At 42.1% G+C, this 19,376-nt stretch carries 19 protein-coding genes; 13 read left to right on the top strand and 6 right to left on the bottom strand.

The genetic code is table 11. The features are described 5' to 3' along the window. Nucleotides 1-118 precede the first annotated feature (118 nt). On the bottom strand, nt 119-700 hold the full coding sequence (locus EW142_RS04835; protein ID WP_130610431.1) for a non-canonical purine NTP diphosphatase: 582 nt from the start codon (nt 698-700) through the stop codon (nt 119-121). A 59-nt stretch (nt 701-759) separates the two neighbouring features. Between EW142_RS04835 and EW142_RS04830 the strand changes: the two genes are divergently transcribed. From EW142_RS04830 to EW142_RS04820, 3 genes are all read left to right on the top strand, one after another. Beyond that, nucleotides 760-1,212 (top strand): methyltransferase family protein, encoded by a 453-nt coding sequence (locus EW142_RS04830; protein ID WP_130610428.1) that lies wholly within the window; start codon nt 760-762, stop codon nt 1,210-1,212. Between the two features lie 158 nt (nt 1,213-1,370). Continuing rightward, nucleotides 1,371-3,263: a phosphoglycerate dehydrogenase gene (serA, locus tag EW142_RS04825; protein WP_130610425.1), complete on the top strand. Its 1,893-nt coding sequence runs from the start codon at nt 1,371-1,373 to the stop codon at nt 3,261-3,263. A 124-nt stretch (nt 3,264-3,387) separates the two neighbouring features. Then, nucleotides 3,388-4,320, top strand: a complete 933-nt coding sequence (locus EW142_RS04820) for a type IV pili methyl-accepting chemotaxis transducer N-terminal domain-containing protein (RefSeq protein WP_130610422.1) — start codon at nt 3,388-3,390, stop codon at nt 4,318-4,320. On the opposite strand, the gene rlmH is transcribed toward EW142_RS04820, so the two are convergent. Beyond that, the gene (gene rlmH / locus EW142_RS04815; protein WP_130610420.1) at nt 4,283-4,756 is read right to left on the bottom strand and encodes a 23S rRNA (pseudouridine(1915)-N(3))-methyltransferase RlmH; all 474 of its coding nucleotides are present in this window, start codon (nt 4,754-4,756) and stop codon (nt 4,283-4,285) included. The two genes, EW142_RS04820 and rlmH, sit on opposite strands and share 38 nt — an antisense overlap. Nucleotides 4,757-4,845: 89 nt before the next feature. Between rlmH and nadC the strand changes: the two genes are divergently transcribed. The 4 genes from nadC to priA are packed head-to-tail and all read left to right on the top strand — an operon-like array spanning nt 4,846 to nt 9,566. Further along, entirely contained in the window at nt 4,846-5,703 is an 858-nt protein-coding gene (nadC, locus tag EW142_RS04810; RefSeq protein WP_130610417.1) for a carboxylating nicotinate-nucleotide diphosphorylase, read from the top strand. Next, nucleotides 5,703-6,680, top strand: a complete 978-nt coding sequence (locus EW142_RS04805; protein WP_130610414.1) for a YihY/virulence factor BrkB family protein — start codon at nt 5,703-5,705, stop codon at nt 6,678-6,680. The genes nadC and EW142_RS04805 overlap by 1 nt, the downstream gene beginning before the upstream one ends. 1 nt (nt 6,681) lies before the next feature. After that, nucleotides 6,682-7,107, top strand: a complete 426-nt coding sequence (locus tag EW142_RS04800) for a DUF2147 domain-containing protein (RefSeq protein ID WP_130610411.1) — start codon at nt 6,682-6,684, stop codon at nt 7,105-7,107. 5 nt (nt 7,108-7,112) lie between these two features. After that, entirely contained in the window at nt 7,113-9,566 is a 2,454-nt protein-coding gene (gene priA / locus EW142_RS04795; RefSeq protein ID WP_130610408.1) for a replication restart helicase PriA, read from the top strand. Here priA and EW142_RS04790 read toward each other — a convergent pair whose 3' ends face one another. Then, entirely contained in the window at nt 9,567-10,259 is a 693-nt protein-coding gene (locus EW142_RS04790; protein ID WP_130610405.1) for a LytR/AlgR family response regulator transcription factor, read from the bottom strand. Nucleotides 10,260-10,495: 236 nt separating this feature from the next. Here EW142_RS04790 and rpsF point away from each other — a divergent pair, with 236 nt between their 5' ends. The 5 genes from rpsF to EW142_RS04765 all read left to right on the top strand — a co-directional run bounded on the left by rpsF (nt 10,496) and on the right by EW142_RS04765 (nt 15,435). Continuing rightward, complete coding sequence (gene rpsF / locus EW142_RS04785; protein ID WP_130610402.1) at nt 10,496-10,834, top strand: 30S ribosomal protein S6; 339 nt, start codon at nt 10,496-10,498, stop codon at nt 10,832-10,834. A gap of 3 nt (nt 10,835-10,837) precedes the next feature. After that, nucleotides 10,838-11,134 carry a 30S ribosomal protein S18 gene (gene rpsR / locus EW142_RS04780; RefSeq protein WP_130610399.1) on the top strand — a complete coding sequence of 99 codons (297 nt, stop codon included), beginning with the start codon at nt 10,838-10,840 and terminating at the stop codon, nt 11,132-11,134. 14 nt (nt 11,135-11,148) lie between these two features. Then, on the top strand, nt 11,149-11,601 hold the full coding sequence (gene rplI, locus EW142_RS04775; RefSeq protein WP_130610396.1) for a 50S ribosomal protein L9: 453 nt from the start codon (nt 11,149-11,151) through the stop codon (nt 11,599-11,601). A 101-nt stretch (nt 11,602-11,702) separates the two neighbouring features. Beyond that, nucleotides 11,703-14,903, top strand: a complete 3,201-nt coding sequence (locus EW142_RS04770) for a TonB-dependent receptor (RefSeq protein ID WP_130610393.1) — start codon at nt 11,703-11,705, stop codon at nt 14,901-14,903. Nucleotides 14,904-14,964: 61 nt separating this feature from the next. Beyond that, on the top strand, nt 14,965-15,435 hold the full coding sequence (locus EW142_RS04765; protein ID WP_130610390.1) for a DUF6495 family protein: 471 nt from the start codon (nt 14,965-14,967) through the stop codon (nt 15,433-15,435). Between the two features lie 86 nt (nt 15,436-15,521). Here EW142_RS04765 and EW142_RS04760 read toward each other — a convergent pair whose 3' ends face one another. Further along, a complete protein-coding gene (locus tag EW142_RS04760; RefSeq protein ID WP_165395223.1) occupies nt 15,522-16,106 on the bottom strand; it encodes a collagen-like protein in 585 nt (194 codons plus the stop codon). A gap of 132 nt (nt 16,107-16,238) precedes the next feature. Here EW142_RS04760 and hisS point away from each other — a divergent pair, with 132 nt between their 5' ends. Beyond that, nucleotides 16,239-17,621: a histidine--tRNA ligase gene (gene hisS / locus EW142_RS04755; RefSeq protein WP_130610385.1), complete on the top strand. Its 1,383-nt coding sequence runs from the start codon at nt 16,239-16,241 to the stop codon at nt 17,619-17,621. Here hisS and EW142_RS04750 read toward each other — a convergent pair. Continuing rightward, nucleotides 17,610-18,149: an NUDIX hydrolase gene (locus tag EW142_RS04750; protein ID WP_130610382.1), complete on the bottom strand. Its 540-nt coding sequence runs from the start codon at nt 18,147-18,149 to the stop codon at nt 17,610-17,612. The two genes, hisS and EW142_RS04750, sit on opposite strands and share 12 nt — an antisense overlap. A 76-nt stretch (nt 18,150-18,225) precedes the next feature. Further along, a complete protein-coding gene (locus EW142_RS04745) occupies nt 18,226-19,314 on the bottom strand; it encodes a M42 family metallopeptidase (RefSeq protein WP_130610379.1) in 1,089 nt (362 codons plus the stop codon). Nucleotides 19,315-19,376 lie beyond the last annotated feature (62 nt).

The following is a 19,376-nucleotide window of genomic DNA, read 5'->3' as shown; positions in this document are numbered from 1 at the left end:
ATATGTTGTGTTGTTCAGAGCGATTTTTTGTACCCTACACGGAAGCTCATACAACACCTTGCCCATACCGGCGGCGTTAATAAAGGCGCAAAGGTAGTCTAATTTAAAGGGTTAGGAGCTAAAATGTCTCTTTTTTTAAGAATTCGACGAGACTTTGAATGGCCCTTCCCCGGTGGCTGATGGTATTTTTCACCTTGGTGGGTAGTTCCCCAAAGGTTTGATCATAGCCTTCCGGTCTAAAAATGGGGTCATAACCGAAACCTCCGCTTCCTTGCATCTGTTTGGTGATCCATCCTTCTACAGCGCCTTCAAATACATGGGATTCCCCCATCAAATTTAAATGGACGATGGTCTTGAAACGCGCCGTCCGTGAATACTCGTCTTTTAATTCTTCAAGTACCTTGGTCATATTGTCCTTCGCGTTTTTGTGCTCGCTGGCATATCGGGCTGAATACACACCCGGCGCTCCATTTAAAGCATCGATAATTAAGCCGGTATCGTCCGAAAAACAATTCAAACCATAGGTTTGCGTTACATAATCTGCCTTGATTTTGGCATTTTCAGCCAGGGTTTCACCCGTTTCAGGAATTTCCTCAGTACACCCAATATCATCGAGGGAAAGCAAAGTAAAAGTGTCAGGAAGAATAGCCCGTACTTCTTCTATCTTGTTTTGATTGTGGGTGGCAAATACGAGTTTCAAAAAGGCATATTTTTAAACGAACCAAAAGTAGTAATTTCGAATCTTAAGATTGGCACTAAATGAGAGTGAAGATTGTTCCACCATTGATCATGGTTGCTTTTGGAGGATTGATGTACTTGCTGGATAGGTTTCTTCCTGTAGGGGAGTTTGATTTTTTTGGTCGTATTGAGCTGGCTTGGTTTCTTTTTGGATTGGCTATTTTGGTGATGTTTTTAGGCATTTTTCAATTTACTAGGGCCAAAACCACAACTAACCCTATTGATTTGAACCAAACTACGAGCTTGGTTACCCATGGAATTTTCCGATATTCCCGTAATCCTATGTATTTGGGGATGTTATTGATGTTATTGGCCTTTGGATTGAAGTTGGGCAATGCCTTTAATACTTTGTTGGCCGCGGGGTTTGTGTATTATATGAACCATTTTCAAATTAAGCATGAAGAGGAGGCTTTGGAGAAGAAGTTTGGCAAACCCTACCGTTTTTATTTGAAGGAAACCCGACGTTGGTTTTGAATAAGGAGGCCAATGCATCGGGATTTATGCTTCAAAATTCATTTTTCGCAAATTTTCATTTCGATTTGTGAGATTTTTTCATTTGGTGGTTGGTTTTTTGTGTGAAGGTATTTTCGGTTGGGATTAAAGTTTAATTTTGAAGTTTATTTTGAGCAGCAATGGTTGAAGCAGCACGCAAATACGTTTTTGATTTTGATAGTACCTTGACCCGGGTGGAGGCCCTCGATGTTTTGGCAGAAATCACCTTGGAAGGTAAATCGAACAAAGAGGAGGTGATTCAGGAAATCCAGGAAATCACCAATTTGGGTATTGATGGGGATATATCCTTTACCGAATCTTTGGAAAGGCGTATTCGATTGCTCAATGCTCATAAGGACAATTTGAAATATCTTGTGGATGAGCTTCGTGAGAAAATCTCAAAGTCTATCGCGACCAACAAAGAATTTTTTGAAAAGTATTCCGACGACATCTATGTAATTTCTTGTGGATTTAAAGAGTTTATTGACCCCATTGTGGAGGAGTACAACATTCCTTCCGAAAGGGTTTATGCCAATACCTTTAAATTTGATACGGAAGGCAATATCATTGGCTTTGATGAGAGCAATGTGCTGGCTTCCCATAACGGCAAAATTGAATGCTTGAAGCATTTGGACCTTGATGGTGAAATTCAGGTAATTGGTGACGGTTACAGCGATTATGTAATGCGGGAAGCCGGGTTGGCCCATAAGTTTTTTGCCTATACTGAAAACGTTCATCGCGAAAAAGCCGCGAACAACGCAGACCATATTACACCTAACCTTGATGAATTTTTATTTGTGAACGATTTACCGAGAAATCTGTCCTACCCCAAAAACCGTATTAAAATCCTATTATTGGAGAATGTGCATCCTGACGCCTTTGACAACCTGTCCGAAGATGGTTTTTCGGTTGAATTGGTAAAACACAGTCTTAGCGAAGATGAGTTGATAGAGCGTATCAACGGCGTTCATGTTTTGGGTATCCGTTCCAAAACCCAAGTGACCCAAAAAGTGCTGGATGCGGCCAACAAGTTGTTGGTGGTGGGTGCTTTTTGTATAGGGACTACCCAAATAGACTTGGATTATTGTAAGCGAAAAGGGGTCGTCGTATTCAATGCTCCTTACAGCAATACCCGGTCCGTGGTAGAATTGGCCATCGGACAGATCATTATGCTCATGCGCAATGTTTTCACGCGAAGTACTGAAATTCACCAAGGGCAGTGGAATAAAACGGCCATTAACTCCAAAGAAGTCCGTGGTAAAAATTTGGGAATTGTGGGCTATGGCAATATCGGCAAGCAACTCTCGGTATTGGCGGAGGCCATGGGAATGCGGGTCTATTATTATGACATTGCTGACCGTTTGGCCCTCGGAAATGCAATTAAGTGCAGTAGCTTGGAAGAATTGTTGTCCGTTTCGGATGTGGTAACACTTCACGTTGATGACAATAAGGCCAACAAAAATTTTATCGGGGAACGTGAGATTCAGCAAATGCGAGATGGAGCTTATTTGGTCAACCTTTCTAGGGGCTTTGTCGTCGACATTAAAGCACTTTCAAATGCATTGAAGGATGGCAAATTGGCCGGGGCAGCAGTTGATGTTTATCCAGCTGAGCCCAGGAGCAATGGTGATTTTGAAACTCCCCTTCAAGGACTTTCCAATGTAATTCTTACCCCCCATGTTGGAGGTAGTACCGAGGAAGCGCAAAGGGATATCGCTGGATTCGTTCCCGGTAAGATTATGGCATATATCAATTCTGGAAATACCGTGGATGCGGTGAACTTTCCAAACATTCGCCTACCCAAGCAGAACAATGCGCATCGCTTTTTGCATATTCACCATAACGTACCCGGAATTATGGCCCGAATTAATGAAGTGTTGGCCAAATATGAAATGAATATCACCGGACAATACCTATCTACCGATGGTGAAGTGGGCTATGTTATCACGGATTTGGATAAAGAATATAACAAAGAAGTGGTAAAGGCCCTAAAGAATGTGGAGCATACCATTAAGTTCAGGGTGCTGTACTAGATTCTTCGCTTTTTGCAACGCCTATGCGGTTTCACCTTTTGAAATTGCTGTTTCACAACATTTTTGGGAACATCCCTATTTTTCGCACTAAATTGTAAGCTAATTCCTATAAAATGGAATCTGCATGAAATTCCGCCGTTTTAAAATTTTTAAGAGGGGCTTTCGGGCCTATTACCTGTTGGTAAGTACAATTGTCCTTCTTACCATTGTTATTCAATCGATGACCCAGTACACACTGAATGAGCAGCGTTCTACGGCTTTGGTTGTGAATTTGGCGGGTCGACAGCGTATGTTGAGCCAACGTTTGCTCAATGAACTATATTCTTGTAGATACCATAACTGCGATTATGCGGAGATGAAGCTGACCCTGACCAAGCTCTACCAAATGAATCGTTTTTTGCAGGAAGGCAATGTCAATCTAAAGATTGAACCACTTGATAATGAAGAAATATTAAAGGAATTCGGAAAGTTGGAAGCCCACTTGGATTGGCTTTATGTCGAGCTCAAGGATTTCCAGAGTTTTTCCAGCATTAACTTTAGTGATGTGCGCTATCGGGTAGATCGTTTTCTCTTCATTATGGATGGAATAGTGAACATGTTCCAGAAGAAATCAGAGAAAGATATCAAATCAATGATGCTGATTGAGTTGGAGCTAGCCATTTTTGCTATACTCATTATCATTTTTGAATTGTTGTTCATTGTAAATCCGATTATCTCAAAAATTATTGATCAAAAGAAGAAACTTTCAGAAATTGCTTGGCATCAATCCCATGTTTTTAGCTCGCACATGAAAAATATAGGGGATTTGCAGTATGTGCTCAAAGTGGAGAAAGATCCCATTCGTCAGAAAGAGATATATAATTTTATTGCAGAAGAGCTGGACAAGTTGAAGGAGGTATCCCAAAATATGATAAAGTCTTTGGAAAAAACCACCAGTGAAAAAAAACCTCACCACTTCGTCATCAAAAAAGTGGAAGACCTTTTGGACCGATACAAATTAACATCAAAAGAAAAGACAGCTACCGATGATGATAAGGCTCATTCCTTAAAATTGTGAAGGCGCGATACAACTGTTCCAGGGCAAACAAGCGTACCATTTGATGGGAAAAGGTCATAGAAGATAAACTTACTTTTCCATTACTCCGGGCATAAACCGCATCACTGAACCCATAGGGTCCACCAATTACAAAAACAAGCTGTTTTAACCCGCCGTTCATCTTTTTTTGCAGGAAATCGGAAAAGGAAAGCGAAGAAAACTGTTTTCCTCTCTCATCAATTAGCAATACATGGTCAGAAGATTGGATATGACTTAAAATCAATTCACCCTCCTTAGTTTTCTGTTGGGCCTCGGAAAGATTTTTGCTGTTCTTAATATCTGGTATTACCATAAAGTTGAACTTGATATAGTGCTGCAACCTTTTTTGATAGGTCTCCATCAGATTCATCAAGTCTTTACTATCCGTCTTTCCAACGGCAATCAAAGAAATTTGCATGCCCAAAATTAATCGTTTCGTTTCAAATAATGCTTTAAGGTCGACCTTGGGAATTGGGTTTTTAGTATTTTCGTGGAAACCCCATTTTAATGATTACCGAAGCGCAATTTCAAAAAGAAATTCAACTCATAATAGAAAATGCCATCCGTGAAGATGTGGGCGATGGGGACCACAGTTCCCTGGCCTGTATTCCGGAAACGGCTACGGGGAAGGCCAAACTATTGGTGAAGGATGAAGGCGTAATTGGGGGCATTGCTTTTGCCCAACAGGTATTTTCGTTTGTGGATCAAGAGTTAAAAGTGGAAAGGTTGATGGAAGACGGGGATGAAATGAAACATGGCGATATCGCCTTTTTGGTGGAAGGGAGTTCCCAAAGTATCCTTAAAGCAGAAAGATTGGTGCTCAATGCTATGCAACGCATGAGTGCCATTGCAACAAAGACCAAAAGTTTTGTGGATTTGCTTCAAGGAACTGGAACGAAAATTCTCGATACCCGAAAAACAACCCCGGGATTTCGCGCTTTGGAGAAATGGGCCGTCAAAATTGGAGGAGGGGAGAACCATCGTTTCGCCCTGTACGACATGATCATGCTGAAGGATAATCATATCGACTTTGCTGGGGGCATTACCAAAGCGATTGAAAAGACCTCAAACTATCTGAAAACCACGCAAAGGGACCTTAAGATTATTGTTGAAGCCCGAAATCTTCAAGAGGTCAAGGAAATTTTGAAATCGGAAGAGGTATACCGTATCCTATTGGACAACTTTAACTACGAGGACACTAGGCAAGCAGTTAAAATGATTGGAAATCAATGTTTGACGGAGTCTTCAGGGGGAATTAATGAGAAAACTCTACGAGCATATGCCGAATGTGGCGTGGATTATATTTCCTCAGGGGCCTTGACCCATTCGGTGAATAATCTCGATTTAAGCCTTAAAGCAGTATAATGTCGGTGGCCATTGAAGAACGATTGGAAAAAATACCGGTTATCAATTGGCTGGTCAGATTGCTTAAAAGCATTCGGTTGCCGGCTTTTGAGGGACTTTCCTTCTATGATCTCACCGAAATGTATGTGCTGGGTATCGTAAAAGGGACAATTTCCTCACGGGCGAGCTCTATTGCCTTTAGCCTTTTTATGGCCTTGTTTCCGTTGTTGATTTTTTTGGTTACGCTCTTACCATTTATCATTCCCTATGCAAGCATTGGAAACGAAAATTTTGATGCCCAGTTCCTGCTTTATCTGGAATCTTTCCTTCCGACAGCTACTGGCGATTATTTTGGGGATATTTATCAACAGATCAAGGACCAAAAACGAGGTGGATTGTTATCATCCTCCTTTCTCATTTCCATTTTTTTGGTGGCCAATGGGGTAAATTCCATCTTCGGAGGTTTTGAAAATTCGTATCACGTGGAACTTACCCGCAATTTTTTCAGGCAATACCTTTATGCGCTGATGGTGGGCTTGTTGCTTTCGATACTTCTTATTGTCGGGGCTGTGGCATATGTATATTTTGAGTTTTACATTGTGGAGTACACCAGCGAGTATTTGGGTAAAACTTTGGGGTACAGTGTTGAAAAAGGAGACACTGTGGGTATTCAATTGACCAAAATCGGTTTCTTCACCACATTGTCTTATTTGACCACGGCGATACTGTATTATTTTGGTACTGCCGAAGGTAGAAAAGCGAGATTCTTTTCTGCCGGAGCATTGATGACCACTTTCCTATTTTTATTGACCTCATATCTCTTTGGGGTTTATGTGGAAAAATTCGCCCGTTATAACGAACTTTATGGAGCCTTGGGAGGCTTATTGATCTTAATGGTTTTTATTTGGTTGAACTCCAACATTCTACTTTTGGGATTTGAGCTGAACGCAACCCTTAATTCTTTGAAGAAAAGACATGATAAACAGAATTCAGTTTAAAATGCTTCTGCTTGTATTGGTACTATATGGTTGGCAGCCATTGAGCGCCCAGAACATTTTTGGAAAATGGAGAACTGTTGATGACAAAACTGGAGTGACCAAGGCCATTGTTGAGGTTTACGAGAAAAATGGCTTCATGAATGCCAAAATCTTGAAGGTTCTGGAAAAAGGTCGTGAAAATGCGAAATGCATAAAATGCAAAGGGGAATTAAAGGACCAGCCCGTTCAAGGAATGCACATCATGAGGAAGTTTAAAGAAGCAGACGAGGGAGAATACAAAGGTTCCAACCTTTTGGACCCAGAAAACGGGACTACCTATCGGGGGAAAGTTTGGCTTGACCCTGACAATAGCAATATATTGAAGGTTCGAGGTTATGTGGCATTCTTATTTCGTACGCAAACATGGCATAGAGTAACCGAACCCTAATGCCTATGCACAACTATCTCGATGTTGTACTTCCTATTCCTTTGGAGAGGTTTTTCACCTACCGACTGGAACCCGAGGATGTAGGAAGGGTCCAGCCCGGAATGCGGGTCGCAGTTCCATTTGGGAAATCCAAAATTTACACGGCAATTGCTATGGAGGTTCATGACAGAGCACCGCAAGCATACGATGCCAAACCCATTTACCAAATATTGGATGACACTCCAATAATTGGCAAAATTCAATTAAAACACTGGCAGTGGATAGGGGAGTACTATATGTGCACCTTGGGTGAAGTTGTGCGGGCGGCCCTGCCAAGTGCGTTTTTACTGGAAAGTGAAACTTTGATTCTTCCTAATAAGGAAGCTGAAGTGGACGAATTGGAATTGAAAGATGATGAGTTTCTTGTATACGAGGCACTGCGGTACCAATCGGCCTTAAAAATTGAGGAAATCAGTGCTATTGTCGATAAAAAATATGTTATCCGGTTGGTCAATCGCTTGGTACAAAAGGGGATTGTTCTTCAAAAAGAAGAACTGTATGAACAGTACAAGCCCAAATGGGTCACCTTTATAAAACTGGCAGCCGACTACCAAGAAGAACATAACTTAGAGGAACTACTGAAAGAGCTTTCAAGGGCCCCAAAACAAATCAAGGTGCTTTTGGCCCTCTTTCAAATGCGGGGCAGGACGAACAAACCCATTCGTCTGAAAGACCTTTGTAACGAGAGTGGGGCTTCAAGAGCTGTAGTGAAAGCATTGGTAAAGAAATCAATACTGGAGGAATATCAACTTCGAATCGATCGCGTTCAATTTGAAGGTGAAGTAACCAAGCCCAACATCATTTTAAATGATCATCAAAAACAGGCCTTGGGCAAAATCCAGGACAGTTTTCAGGAAGGTAAGGTGACCTTGTTGCATGGAGTTACTTCTTCAGGAAAAACAGAGGTATACTTCAAACTCATTGAAGATATGCTCGCTCAAGGGAAATCCACCCTGTATTTAGTTCCAGAGATAGCGCTCACTTCACAGCTTATAGGTCGTTTACAGGACCATTTTGGAGATAAAGTGGCGGTGTACCATTCAAAATATAGCATCCACGAAAGAGCTGAGGTATGGAATAACGTATTGGCAGCTTCCAAGAAAGCACAAATTGTAATTGGAGCGCGATCTTCCTTGTTTTTGCCCTTTCAGAAGCTCGGTCTCGTCCTAATAGACGAGGAACATGAGAATTCCTTTAAGCAATTTGACCCAGCTCCTCGCTACCATGCCCGCGACGCTGCCATAGTATTGGCTTCCATGCACAAGGCCAATTGTTTGTTGGGTTCTGCCACGCCCAGTATTGAGAGTGTGGAAAATGCAAAAAAGGGGAAATACGGATATGCTCTAATCAATCATCGTTTCGGCGATGTGATGATGCCCGACATCGCTCTGGTCGACATTAAGGAAGCTACCCGGCGTAAACGGATGAAAGGCCACTTCTCTGAAACCCTTCATGATGCTATTGTGGAAGCACTTTCCGAGGGAGAACAGATAATTCTATTTCAAAATAGAAGAGGTTTTGCCCCTATTGTGGAATGTACTACCTGTGGACACGTGCCCCAATGCCCCAACTGTGATGTAAGCTTGACCTATCATCAGTTTCGAAATGAAATGCGCTGCCATTACTGCGGATATCACATGGCCATGCAACTGAGCTGTTTGGCTTGTGGCAATGCGACCCTGGACACCAAAGGTTTTGGTACGGAGCAAATTGAGAAAGAGCTTCATCAATTGTTTCCTGAGACAAAAGTGGGAAGAATGGATTTGGACACCACGAGAGGAAAATATGCTTATGAAAAGTTGATCACTTCTTTTGAGCAGCAGGAGTTGGATATTTTGGTGGGCACACAAATGGTGGCTAAAGGTCTTGACTTCAGAAATGTAAGTTTGGTAGGTATTTTGAATGCAGATACATTATTGAACTTTCCAGATTATCGAGCTCATGAGCGTACCTTTCAATTACTTACACAGGTTGCAGGAAGGGCAGGGCGGACTCAAAAGAGAGGCAAAGTCCTGATTCAATCCTACAATCCCTATCATCAGATTCTGCAGCAGGTTACGACTTACGATTTTGAGAAAATGTTTGAGCAACAGTACTATGAACGAGAACAGTTCAAATATCCCCCTGTGGTTAGAATCATAAAAATCACATTGAAGGACAAGGATTTTAATAAGCTGAACGAGGCGGCTCAATGGTTTGCCCAGTCCTTGCGAAATGTTTTGGGGCAAACGGTGCTGGGACCTGAATACCCTCCGGTATCCAGAATCAGAAGGGATTATCTAAAAAATATACTGGTTAAAATTTCAAGGGACCAACCTCTGGCACCAACTAAAAATAGCATTAAAAGAATCGAAAAATCCTTTAATGCTATTTCCAAGTATAAAAGCGTAAGACTGGTCTACAACGTGGACCACATATAATTACACATTGGCCAAAGCTTCGGCCAATTCTGTCTTTTTGTTTCTACTCAAAGGAATCTGTCTGCCCCCTACTTCAACATTCTTACTGTTGAATTTCTCAATCTTTTCCAGATTCACTATATAAGATTTATGTATTCTAAGAAACTTTTCCGCTGGGAGTTGTTTCTCAAAAGACTTCATTGTGGAAAGAATTACAATATTGGCTTCATCTGTCACCAACTTGATGTAATCACCAAGAGCTTCAATCCACTTAATATCATTTAAAATAACCTTACGTTTCTTTAGGTTACTTTTTACAAAGATGTGCTCTTCATCTTCATCAACCCTGTTCAACTGCTCGTACTTGGTCACGGCTCTTTTTACAGAGGCTTCAAAACGGGCAAGGGTGATGGGTTTGTGCAAATAATCGGTTACATCATAATCAAAGGCCTTCAAAGCGTAATCCGGCTTTCCAGTGATAAGAATTACCTGAGGTGGGTTCTCAAGGGCTTCCAAAAGATCAAACCCGCTGATGATTGGCATCTCCACATCAAGAAAGATGAGGTCGATTTCGTGGTTCTTCAGACCATTTTTAGCTTCAATGGCATTGCTGTATTCGGCTACCAAGGCAAGATGGGGATGGTTATTCACCAATTTTGCGACAGCCATTCGCTGCATCGAGGAGTCGTCTACTATTATACTTTTTAATTTCATAGAATGGGGTGATTTGTAGGGTTTTAAATCATCGGCAAATTACATAAAAAAGACGTTTAAAGGCAACAAAAGATGTAAACATGGTCTATTATGTTGTGTACTTTGCTATATACGTTATGTAGATTTGGTTGGTTCACTTCTGTTGATAACTCACTTCTTTTAAACGAAGATTTATCCCTTTTCTTGCGTGAAGAAGTTATAATTGTTACTTTTGCGCTCCTTTAAAATAAGTATATATGAACCATTACGAAACTGTTTTCATTTTGAATCCCGTTCTATCTGATACCCAGATAGAGGAAACAGTTAAGAAATTTGAGGATTTCTTAATTAAGAATGGTGCCAAAATGGTCTCCAAAGAAAATTGGGGACTTAAAAAATTGGCCTATCCCATTCAACACAAAAAGAGTGGATTTTACCACTTGTTCGAATTCACAGCCGAGGGTAGTGTAATCAATCCCTATGAGCTCGAATTTATCAGAGACGAACGCGTTATGCGTTTCTTGACCGTCAAATTGGACAAGCATGCAGTTGCTTGGGCAGAGAAAAGAAGAACAAAACTAAAAGCAAACGCGTAGGGCATGGCATCCATTGAACAACAAGCAAAAGCAAAAAAAGATGGGGAAATCAGGTATTTGACCCCGTTGAACATTGAAACCACCAAGCAAAAGAAGTATTGCAGATTTAAAAAGTCAGGTATCAAGTACATCGATTACAAAGACCCTGATTTTTTGATGAAATTGGTTAACGAACAAGGTAAACTGCTTCCAAGAAGGTTGACAGGAACTTCCCTAAAGTATCAAAGAAAAGTGGCCCAAGCGGTAAAACGTGCTCGTCACTTGGCCTTAATGCCCTATGTTGGCGATATGTTGAAATAAAAAATTAGCGAAGAATGGAAATTATTCTAAAAGAAGACGTTCAGGATTTAGGCTTTAAGGACGATGTCGTTACCGTAAAGAACGGATACGGAAGAAACTTTTTGATTCCTCAAGGATTGGCCATGTTGGCAACCCCTTCAGCGAAAAAGGTTTTAGCTGAAAACTTGAAGCAAAGAGCTCATAAAGAAAAGAAGATTGTTGACGAGGCCAGCACTACTGCTGAGGCACTTAAACGGTTGGAAATCAGAATACCTGCGAAAGTTGGAGTAGGAGATAAGCTTTTCGGTTCGGTAAGTAGTATCGACCTTGCTGCGGCCTTGGACAAAGCAGGTCATCAAATCGACCGTAAGTTTATTAATATAAAAGGAGGTACCATCAAAAGAGTTGGACCTTACAATGCAGAAATAAGACTTCATAGAGAAGTGATTGTTGATTTTCCTTTTGAAGTTGTCGCTGAGACCAAGTAATTATTAGGTTTTGGTTAATAAGTTGTTAAGAGCTATGCGTGCATAGCTCTTTTTTTTGTCCTATGTTTGTAGGTAATCAAAAAACAATTTAACTCAAACAAATGAAGAAACTATTACCTCTGGGAATACTGTTCTTAATGGTATTCACTTCGGCTTTCTCCCAAGTCACGACCTCCAACATCAGAGGAACTGTTGTTGATGACCAAAGCGCTCCCTTATTTGGAGCGAACGTGGTTGCAGTGCACACGCCTACCGGTACGCGTTATGGTGCAATTACAAACGAAGATGGCCGGTACAACCTATTGAATCTACGTATTGGAGGACCTTACGAGGTAACCATCTCTTTTGTGGGTTTCAAAAATTCGGTGAAAAGTGATATTTCACTTTCACTGGGAAAAACATTCAACTACAACGTTACCATGATTTCTGACAGTCAGGCCCTGGATGAAGTTGTAGTGGTATCCGATCGGTCAGGGACTTTTGGAAGCGACCGGACCGGGGCTGAGACCAATCTAGGGAATCGCGAATTAAGACGATTACCGACCATTACCCGTTCCCAAGCAGATTTCACAAGATTGGAACCAACGTCTGATGGAATCTCTTTCGGAGGACGAAATAGCCAGTTCAATAACTTTTCCTTGGATGGTTCTATTTTCAACAACCCATTCGGTCTTGATGCACCAACACCTGGGGGGCAGTCCAATGCGCAACCTATTTCCTTGGATGCGATTGAGCAAATTCAGGTTTCCCTGGCGCCCTACGATGTTCGATTGGCAGGGTTTACAGGAGCTTCGGTCAACGCGGTGACAAAAAGTGGTACCAATACCTTAAAAGGTACCGTTTACGGTTTCTTCCGTAATCAAGACTTGACCGGTGGCAAAGTCTCCGGAGAGGATATTTTTGTTCCAGACCTGACCCAAACCCAATACGGGGTGAGTATCGGAGGACCTATTGTGAAAAACAAACTGTTCTTTTTTGCCAACTTCGAAAGGGATGAGCGTGAGGACTTAGGCTCTAACTTTTTTGCGGATAGGGGACAAGGTGGCAACAACGTTTCTCGTGTTTCTGCCAATGACCTTCAACTGGTTTCAGATGCTTTATCTGGATTGGGTTATGAGACTGGCCCATTTGAAGGCTATCTTTTAGATACCGAATCCACCAAAGGTATCTTCAAGTTGGATTGGAACATCAACGATAACAATCGGTTGACCATGATTTACAACTTTTTGGATGCTTCCAGGGATTTGACTGCGAATGAGTTGGCCATTGGTCGGCGTGGTCCGGATGCGATTACCCTTCAGTTCGCCAACAGTGGATACCGAATCAATAACAAAATCAATTCTTATCTCGCTGAATTGAACTCCACCTTGGGTGAAGGTACCGCAGTGAACAAACTGCAAATAGGATATACCAAGTTTGAGGACTCTAGAGATCCTTTTTCAAGCCCCGCTCCAGCCATTAACATTCAACAAGATGGGGTAAGAGCCATTGTTGCTGGTCATGAGCCTTTTTCCATAAACAACCGCTTGGAACAGAATGTATTTCAGATTACGAACAATATGAACCTGTTTGCTAACGATCATACGTTTACGGTTGGATTCTCGTTTGAACGATTTGAGTTTTTCAACTCCTTTAACCTCGGCAGCTACTTTTTCGCTGATGGAAGGGGAGCTGTGGGTGTTTTTGCTGACTTCCCAAGTGTAGGTGCCTTTTTGGATGCTGTGGACAATGGGTTGATTGGTGACGCGATCAGCAATGCAGAGAACGTTTTTGCAGCGAACAATGCGGTTCCCATTGGAACTCCAGGGGGTTGGGCTTTGGCTGAGACCCACGTAGGTCAGTTGGCTTTTTATGTTCAAGATGAATGGGATGTTACAGATAACTTTAAGTTGACCTATGGTCTTCGGGCGGATAAACCCTTGTATTTTGACACACGGGAATTGATTCAGGAGAACATTGACCGAAAGGGAGGTCTATTGGCTGATGGAGGTGGATATGCTCCCGACATCCAATATTTTGATGAGAATGGACAACCTATCTTTTTAGATAGTTTTGACCTTCCCGATAATGAGATCCTTTGGTCCCCAAGATTGGGCTTCAACTGGGATGTTCGAGGTGACCAAAGCTTTCAGTTGCGAGGTGGGACCGGTATTTTCTCGGGAAGATTCCCATTTGTTTGGGTGGGTAACCAAGTGCAGAATACTGATTTCTTTTTCTATACACCCACCAATCCAAACTTCCAGTTTCCACAAGTATGGCGTTCCAATCTTGGATTGGATTACCGTTTTGAAAATGGGATAGTCGCCACTACTGATATCGTTTTCACCAAGGACTTGAATGCAGCGACCACCTACAACTTTGGTTTGGCACAGCCTTCCGGAACCTTGCCAGGGCCTGATAATCGCCCTGTGTATTTACCAGAGGACAGGGCCCAGATTTTTGGAGGGCCTACCAGTGCTTATGTAATTTCCAATGTTGATGAGGGACGCTCTTTCAACTGGTCAGTGAAGTTGCAGAAGCAATTCGAAAACAACTTTTACGCCATGGTGGCTTATAACTTTTTGGAAAGTTTTGATGTAAACTCCATGTCTGCCGAGATTTCAAGTGATTTGTTTGACCTTAATCCAGCTTTGGGCAATGTGAACCAACAAGGTACTGCCCCAAGTTTGTTTGGTAACAAGCACCGTTTTATTGGTCAATTGAATAAACAATGGAATTACGGACAAGGAAAATGGGGAACTTCCATCGGTGCATTTTTTGAATATGCCCAGGGAGGTCGATTCTCTTATACTTACTCAGGTGATATCAACGGGGACAGCTCGTTTACCAACGACCTGATTTACATCCCAACAGCAGCAGAGTTGCAACAACAACAATTTGCTGCACCTGTCAATCCAGGTGACCCTACGGTTCAAGAACAGCGCGATGGTTTTGAGGCATTCATTCAACAGAGCGACTACCTAAGCGGTAGAAGAGGGGATTATGTGGGCAGAAATGACCAATTGAGTCCTTGGAGAGGTCGATGGGACGTAAAAGTGCTCCAAGATTTCAACTTTAACGGTTTGGGTAAAAACCAGAATACCATCCAGTTCAGTATTGATGTTCTAAACTTTGGAAACCTGTTGAACTCTGATTGGGGAGTGGTTCAGTTACCCTTGACCACCCAACCTGTAGGCGTCTTTATTGATACAAGCGGAGAGCCCGTTTATAGTTTTGACCCATCACAGACCAGTACATTTGTGGATGACTTTAGTTTGGCATCCAGATGGCAAATGCAATTTGGTTTACGATATATCTTCTAAAATTAACTCAGATAATATGAAAAGGGCTACGTGAAAGCGTAGCCTTTTTTATTTTTGCCGGATGAAGTACACACGATTGACCAAACAGCAGTTGGAGGAGCTGCATCCTGAGTTCATCAACTTTTTAGCGACGCAATCGATTACCGCCGAAGAATGGGATGCCCTGAAAGAAGAAAACCCTGAGGTTGCCGAGGAAGAACTCGATGTATTTAGTGATTTAATTTGGGAAGGCGTGCTCTCCAAGGTAGAGTATTTGGAAAATATTTCTGAGCGTCATATGCATTTGTTCCATTTGAGCGAGAAGGAGATGAAGCTGTTTTCAGTTAAGGTGATGAATCCTGAAATCGACCTACGTACCCAAGAAGGTTTCGGTTGGTTCAAACGCAACTTTCAATCGGATTTTGTGGAATACCTTACTGCCTCCAAAGCATATTCGAAGGATAAAAACCAAGATAAGTTTCAATTGATTCAACAAGGCGCGGTCATTACCAAGGGTGAACTCTACCAATGGTTCGAACGCATTATGGAGTAGTAACTAAAATTGAGGTTCCCAAAGGGAACCCCAACCTGAATCAATAGAGATAAGTAGGAAAAGAGCAAATATTTTTTTGAGTTGAACTACTGAAGCTCAAAATGTTCTGTGATTTCATTATAGTTGTTGATATCAACCCCAGATTGCTTTAAGTGATTTGCAAAGTGGGCTTTGGAAGTTTTTCCTGAAGGTGAGCTTGCACTATACTCAATCATTACCACATGTAAATATGAGAAAATGCCCGCAGGCAAACCCGCTGGACTACCTTGTGTATCTGTAATAAAAAGAGTAACACCCCCTTCAATCATTGAAAGGTAAAAATTCAAGCCAGTAAATATATCCACACCAGGCAATAACGTATAGAAAATTGTATTACCTGAATCCCCTTCCAGATAAAATAGGACAATATGGGTCTGCAACACTTCTGCGGTCAGTTCAGGAACGGCAAATGGTACAATGGCCTCCCCTTCGTCCACATCGCTTAGATCAATAGAGATTCTATTCACATTGGCATTACCATCTTCACCTATAGCTCCAGTTGGTCCTGTTGCTCCGGTGTCCCCGGTTTGCCCTTGCATACCTTGTGGTCCTTGCTCTCCATCTTCACCAGAGCAGGACATAAGCGTTAAAGTGGCGATGAAGCTTGCCACTAAGATTGATTTAAGTTTCATTTCTTGATGTTTTTTAGATTACTGGTGCAATATTAAATCAGGTGGGATGCTTAAATTCGAGTTGATTGACGGATGCCTAATATGAATTGATGTTTGGGCGAACAATGTATATTTGCACGAGATTTTGATTTCATGCCACAAAAACCATCCATACCCAAAGGGACCCGCGATTTTTCACCTATCGAGGTTGCCAAGCGCAACTACATCATCAATACCATCAAAAAGAATTTTGAACTGTACGGGTTTCAGTCCATAGAAACCCCATCCTTTGAAAATTCTGAGACTTTGTTGGGCAAGTATGGGGAAGAAGGTGACCGTTTGATTTTTAAAATCTTGAATTCGGGCGATTTTATCTCCAAAGTGGATGATGTCACTTACAGTTCGAAAAAATCGAGCAGCCTTGCTCCAAAAATTACGGATAAGGCCTTGCGTTACGATCTTACCGTTCCCTTTGCACGTTATGTGGTGATGCATCAAAATGAAATCGACTTTCCGTTTAAGCGTTATCAAATTCAACCGGTTTGGCGAGCAGATAGGCCGCAAAAAGGACGTTTTCGCGAGTTTTATCAGTGCGATGCTGATGTGGTGGGGTCTAATTCACTTTTGCAGGAAGCAGAGTTGGTGCAGTTATACGACCTGGTCTTTTCAGAATTGGGTTTAAAGGGGACTACCATTAAAATCAACAATCGCAAGGTACTCTACGGAATTGCCGAAGTGATAGGGGCCAAAAACTTGTTGGTCGATTTTACCGTGGCCTTGGATAAATTGGATAAGATAGGACAGGATGGGGTAAAACAGGAGATGCTGGACAAGGGAATTTCTGAAACCGCTATTCTAAAAGCATCCCCATTGTTTGGTCTTTCTGGCCCAAATGAAGATCAATTGGAAGTTTTAAAAAATCTTTTAAGGGAATCTGAAATAGGGATGCAAGGGGTAGATGAATTGGAAGAAATCATCAATTCGGTAAACGAACTTGGACTTCAAACTTCAAAATTGCAATTGGATGTCACTCTGGCCCGTGGATTAAACTACTATACCGGCGCTATTTTCGAGGTTAGTGCTCCCGAAGGCGTGAGCATGGGGTCCATCGGCGGCGGCGGCCGTTATGATGACCTGACTGGAATTTTTGGACTTAAAGATATCAGCGGTGTGGGTATTTCCTTCGGATTAGATCGCATTTATTTGGTACTTGAAGAATTAGACTTGTTTCCTGAAGAGGTTTCAGTTTCATTGGATGTACTTTGTCTTAATTTCGGGGAGAAAGAAGGGAAGGCTGCTTTAAAACTTATCACTCAATTGCGCTCCAAAGGACTGCGGGCAGATTTGTATCCATCAGCGGCAAAAGTCCAGAAACAATTTAAGTATGCCGATAAAAGAAAGGTGCCTTACGTCATCTTACTTGGGGAAAAAGAGCTGTCTGAAGGACAATTTGTGGTGAAGAACATGACGAGTGGGGAGCAAAAGGCCTATGAGCTTCAAAACCCCTTAGCTTTTGTACAAGACCTAAATTCTTGATTCAATTTCTTCGATGACTCTTTCGTACCGTCCTCCCGAATTGGGTACCAAGTCGGTGTGATTCTCCTCTACCCATTCCTTGAAGTGATTCAGTGAAAACCATCGTAAATCTGCGACTTCGCTTTCTTGTTTTTGCAATTTTGCCCTTGCATCCAATCGGCATAAATAGGTGTGGTTGAACTCTCGGTCCATTAGCGATTCCGAATGACGGTTTTCGGTTCTGAAAACGGCAATTTTTTCAAGTTCCAGCTGTGATATCTTAAGCCCGATTTCTTCTTGTACCTCACGCACGGCAGCTACTTCAAGAGATTCTCCTGTCCCTACATGACCCGCAACCGAGACGTCCCACTTTAAGGGAAAAGTGGCTTTATCTTTACCGCGAAGTTGCAACAAAATTTGACCTTTTGATGTATAGCACCACACATGGACGGTTGGATGGTAAAGCCCTTTTCGATGGGCTTCCGATTTTAAAATCGACTTGCCCAAGTAGTTCCCTTTCTCATCGAGGAGGTCGACCATTTCATCCATAGCTTATGTTTTCTTACATCAGGTGCAGCGGAGTTTGATGTTATGATTTAATGAGAAAATTCAACGTTTTTGAGCTTTAATCGAAATAACTGAAGGTTTCCCCTGCTTTGATGGTCAGTAAAGTTTCATAGATCAGGCGAATCACATTTTCAACGTCATCCTTGTGAACCGATTCCACCGTAGTGTGCATGTAACGCAACGGAAGGGAAATCAGTGCGGATGCCACACCACCATTGCTGTAGGCAAATGCGTCTGTATCCGTCCCAGTATATCTCGAGGAGGCCTGTCTTTGAAAAGGAATGTCTTTTGCCTCGGCGGTCTCTATGATTCGCTCTCTTAATTTCTGCTGTACTGCCGGTGCATAGGAAACCACCGGTCCCTTGCCAATGGCACAATCCCCCTGTACCTTTTTCTCAATCATTGGAGTAGTGGTGTCGTGGGTTACGTCGGTGACAATAGCCACATTGGGTTTTATCGTTTGGGTGATCATTTCGGCTCCGCGCAGACCAATCTCCTCTTGTACAGAATTTGTGATGTACAGTCCAAAAGGGAGTTTCTTTTTGTTTTCATACAGCAGGCGTGCAACTTCAGCAATCATAAAACCACCGGCACGATTGTCCAGAGCGCGACAAACAAATTTATCGCCATTAAGGATGTTGAATTCATCAGGATAAGTGATTACACAACCGACATGCACTCCCATTTTTTCCACTTCCTCCTTGTCCTTGGCACCTATATCGATAAAGATGTTGTCCAGTTTTGGTGGTTCCTCCTTACCGGCCTTACGGGTATGTATGGCGGGCCATCCAAAAACACCTTTTACAATGCCATTTTTGGTATGGATATTCACCCATTTTGAGGGCGCAATCTGATGGTCGCTTCCTCCATTTCGGATGACATATAATAAACCGTTGTCGGTGATATAATTGACATACCATGAAATCTCATCGGAGTGCCCCTCAATGACAACTTTGTACTCTGCTTCAGGATTGATTATGGCAACGGCGGTACCGTAGGTATCGGTAATAAATTCATCCACATAGGGTTTTAAGTAGTCCATCCATATCTTCTGACCCTCCCATTCGTAGCCCGTTGGCGAGGCATTGTTCAGGTATTTTTCAAAGAATTTTAAAGATGAATCGGTAATGATTTTAGGTGTTGCCATAAAAGAACTTTAGTCCACAAACATAACAATATTCACTTTTATTTAATAGCCAATTCCTAGCT

Origin of the sequence: Flagellimonas allohymeniacidonis (genome assembly GCF_004296335.1) — a bacterium.
GTDB classification, from domain to species: domain Bacteria; phylum Bacteroidota; class Bacteroidia; order Flavobacteriales; family Flavobacteriaceae; genus Flagellimonas; species Flagellimonas allohymeniacidonis.
The sequence above is the reverse complement of the archived record's forward strand: the minus strand, read 5'-3'. Positions and strand labels throughout refer to the sequence as shown.

Bases quoted from the DNA above. Each gene is read 5' to 3' on its own strand.
- EW142_RS04830 (WP_130610428.1), top strand. From the start codon at position 760: ATGAGAGTGAAGATTGTTCCACCATTGATCATGGTTGCTTTTGGAGGA.
- serA (WP_130610425.1), top strand. From the start codon at position 1,371: ATGGTTGAAGCAGCACGCAAATACGTTTTTGATTTTGATAGTACCTTG.
- EW142_RS04820 (WP_130610422.1), top strand. From the start codon at position 3,388: ATGAAATTCCGCCGTTTTAAAATTTTTAAGAGGGGCTTTCGGGCCTAT.
- rlmH (WP_130610420.1), bottom strand. From the start codon at position 4,756: ATGCAAATTTCTTTGATTGCCGTTGGAAAGACGGATAGTAAAGACTTG.
- nadC (WP_130610417.1), top strand. From the start codon at position 4,846: ATGATTACCGAAGCGCAATTTCAAAAAGAAATTCAACTCATAATAGAA.
- EW142_RS04805 (WP_130610414.1), top strand. From the start codon at position 5,703: ATGTCGGTGGCCATTGAAGAACGATTGGAAAAAATACCGGTTATCAAT.
- EW142_RS04800 (WP_130610411.1), top strand. From the start codon at position 6,682: ATGCTTCTGCTTGTATTGGTACTATATGGTTGGCAGCCATTGAGCGCC.
- priA (WP_130610408.1), top strand. From the start codon at position 7,113: ATGCACAACTATCTCGATGTTGTACTTCCTATTCCTTTGGAGAGGTTT.
- EW142_RS04790 (WP_130610405.1), bottom strand. From the start codon at position 10,259: ATGAAATTAAAAAGTATAATAGTAGACGACTCCTCGATGCAGCGAATG.
- rpsF (WP_130610402.1), top strand. From the start codon at position 10,496: ATGAACCATTACGAAACTGTTTTCATTTTGAATCCCGTTCTATCTGAT.
- rpsR (WP_130610399.1), top strand. From the start codon at position 10,838: ATGGCATCCATTGAACAACAAGCAAAAGCAAAAAAAGATGGGGAAATC.
- rplI (WP_130610396.1), top strand. From the start codon at position 11,149: ATGGAAATTATTCTAAAAGAAGACGTTCAGGATTTAGGCTTTAAGGAC.
- EW142_RS04770 (WP_130610393.1), top strand. From the start codon at position 11,703: ATGAAGAAACTATTACCTCTGGGAATACTGTTCTTAATGGTATTCACT.
- EW142_RS04765 (WP_130610390.1), top strand. From the start codon at position 14,965: ATGAAGTACACACGATTGACCAAACAGCAGTTGGAGGAGCTGCATCCT.
- EW142_RS04760 (WP_165395223.1), bottom strand. From the start codon at position 16,106: ATGAAACTTAAATCAATCTTAGTGGCAAGCTTCATCGCCACTTTAACG.
- hisS (WP_130610385.1), top strand. From the start codon at position 16,239: ATGCCACAAAAACCATCCATACCCAAAGGGACCCGCGATTTTTCACCT.
- EW142_RS04750 (WP_130610382.1), bottom strand. From the start codon at position 18,149: ATGGATGAAATGGTCGACCTCCTCGATGAGAAAGGGAACTACTTGGGC.
- EW142_RS04745 (WP_130610379.1), bottom strand. From the start codon at position 19,314: ATGGCAACACCTAAAATCATTACCGATTCATCTTTAAAATTCTTTGAA.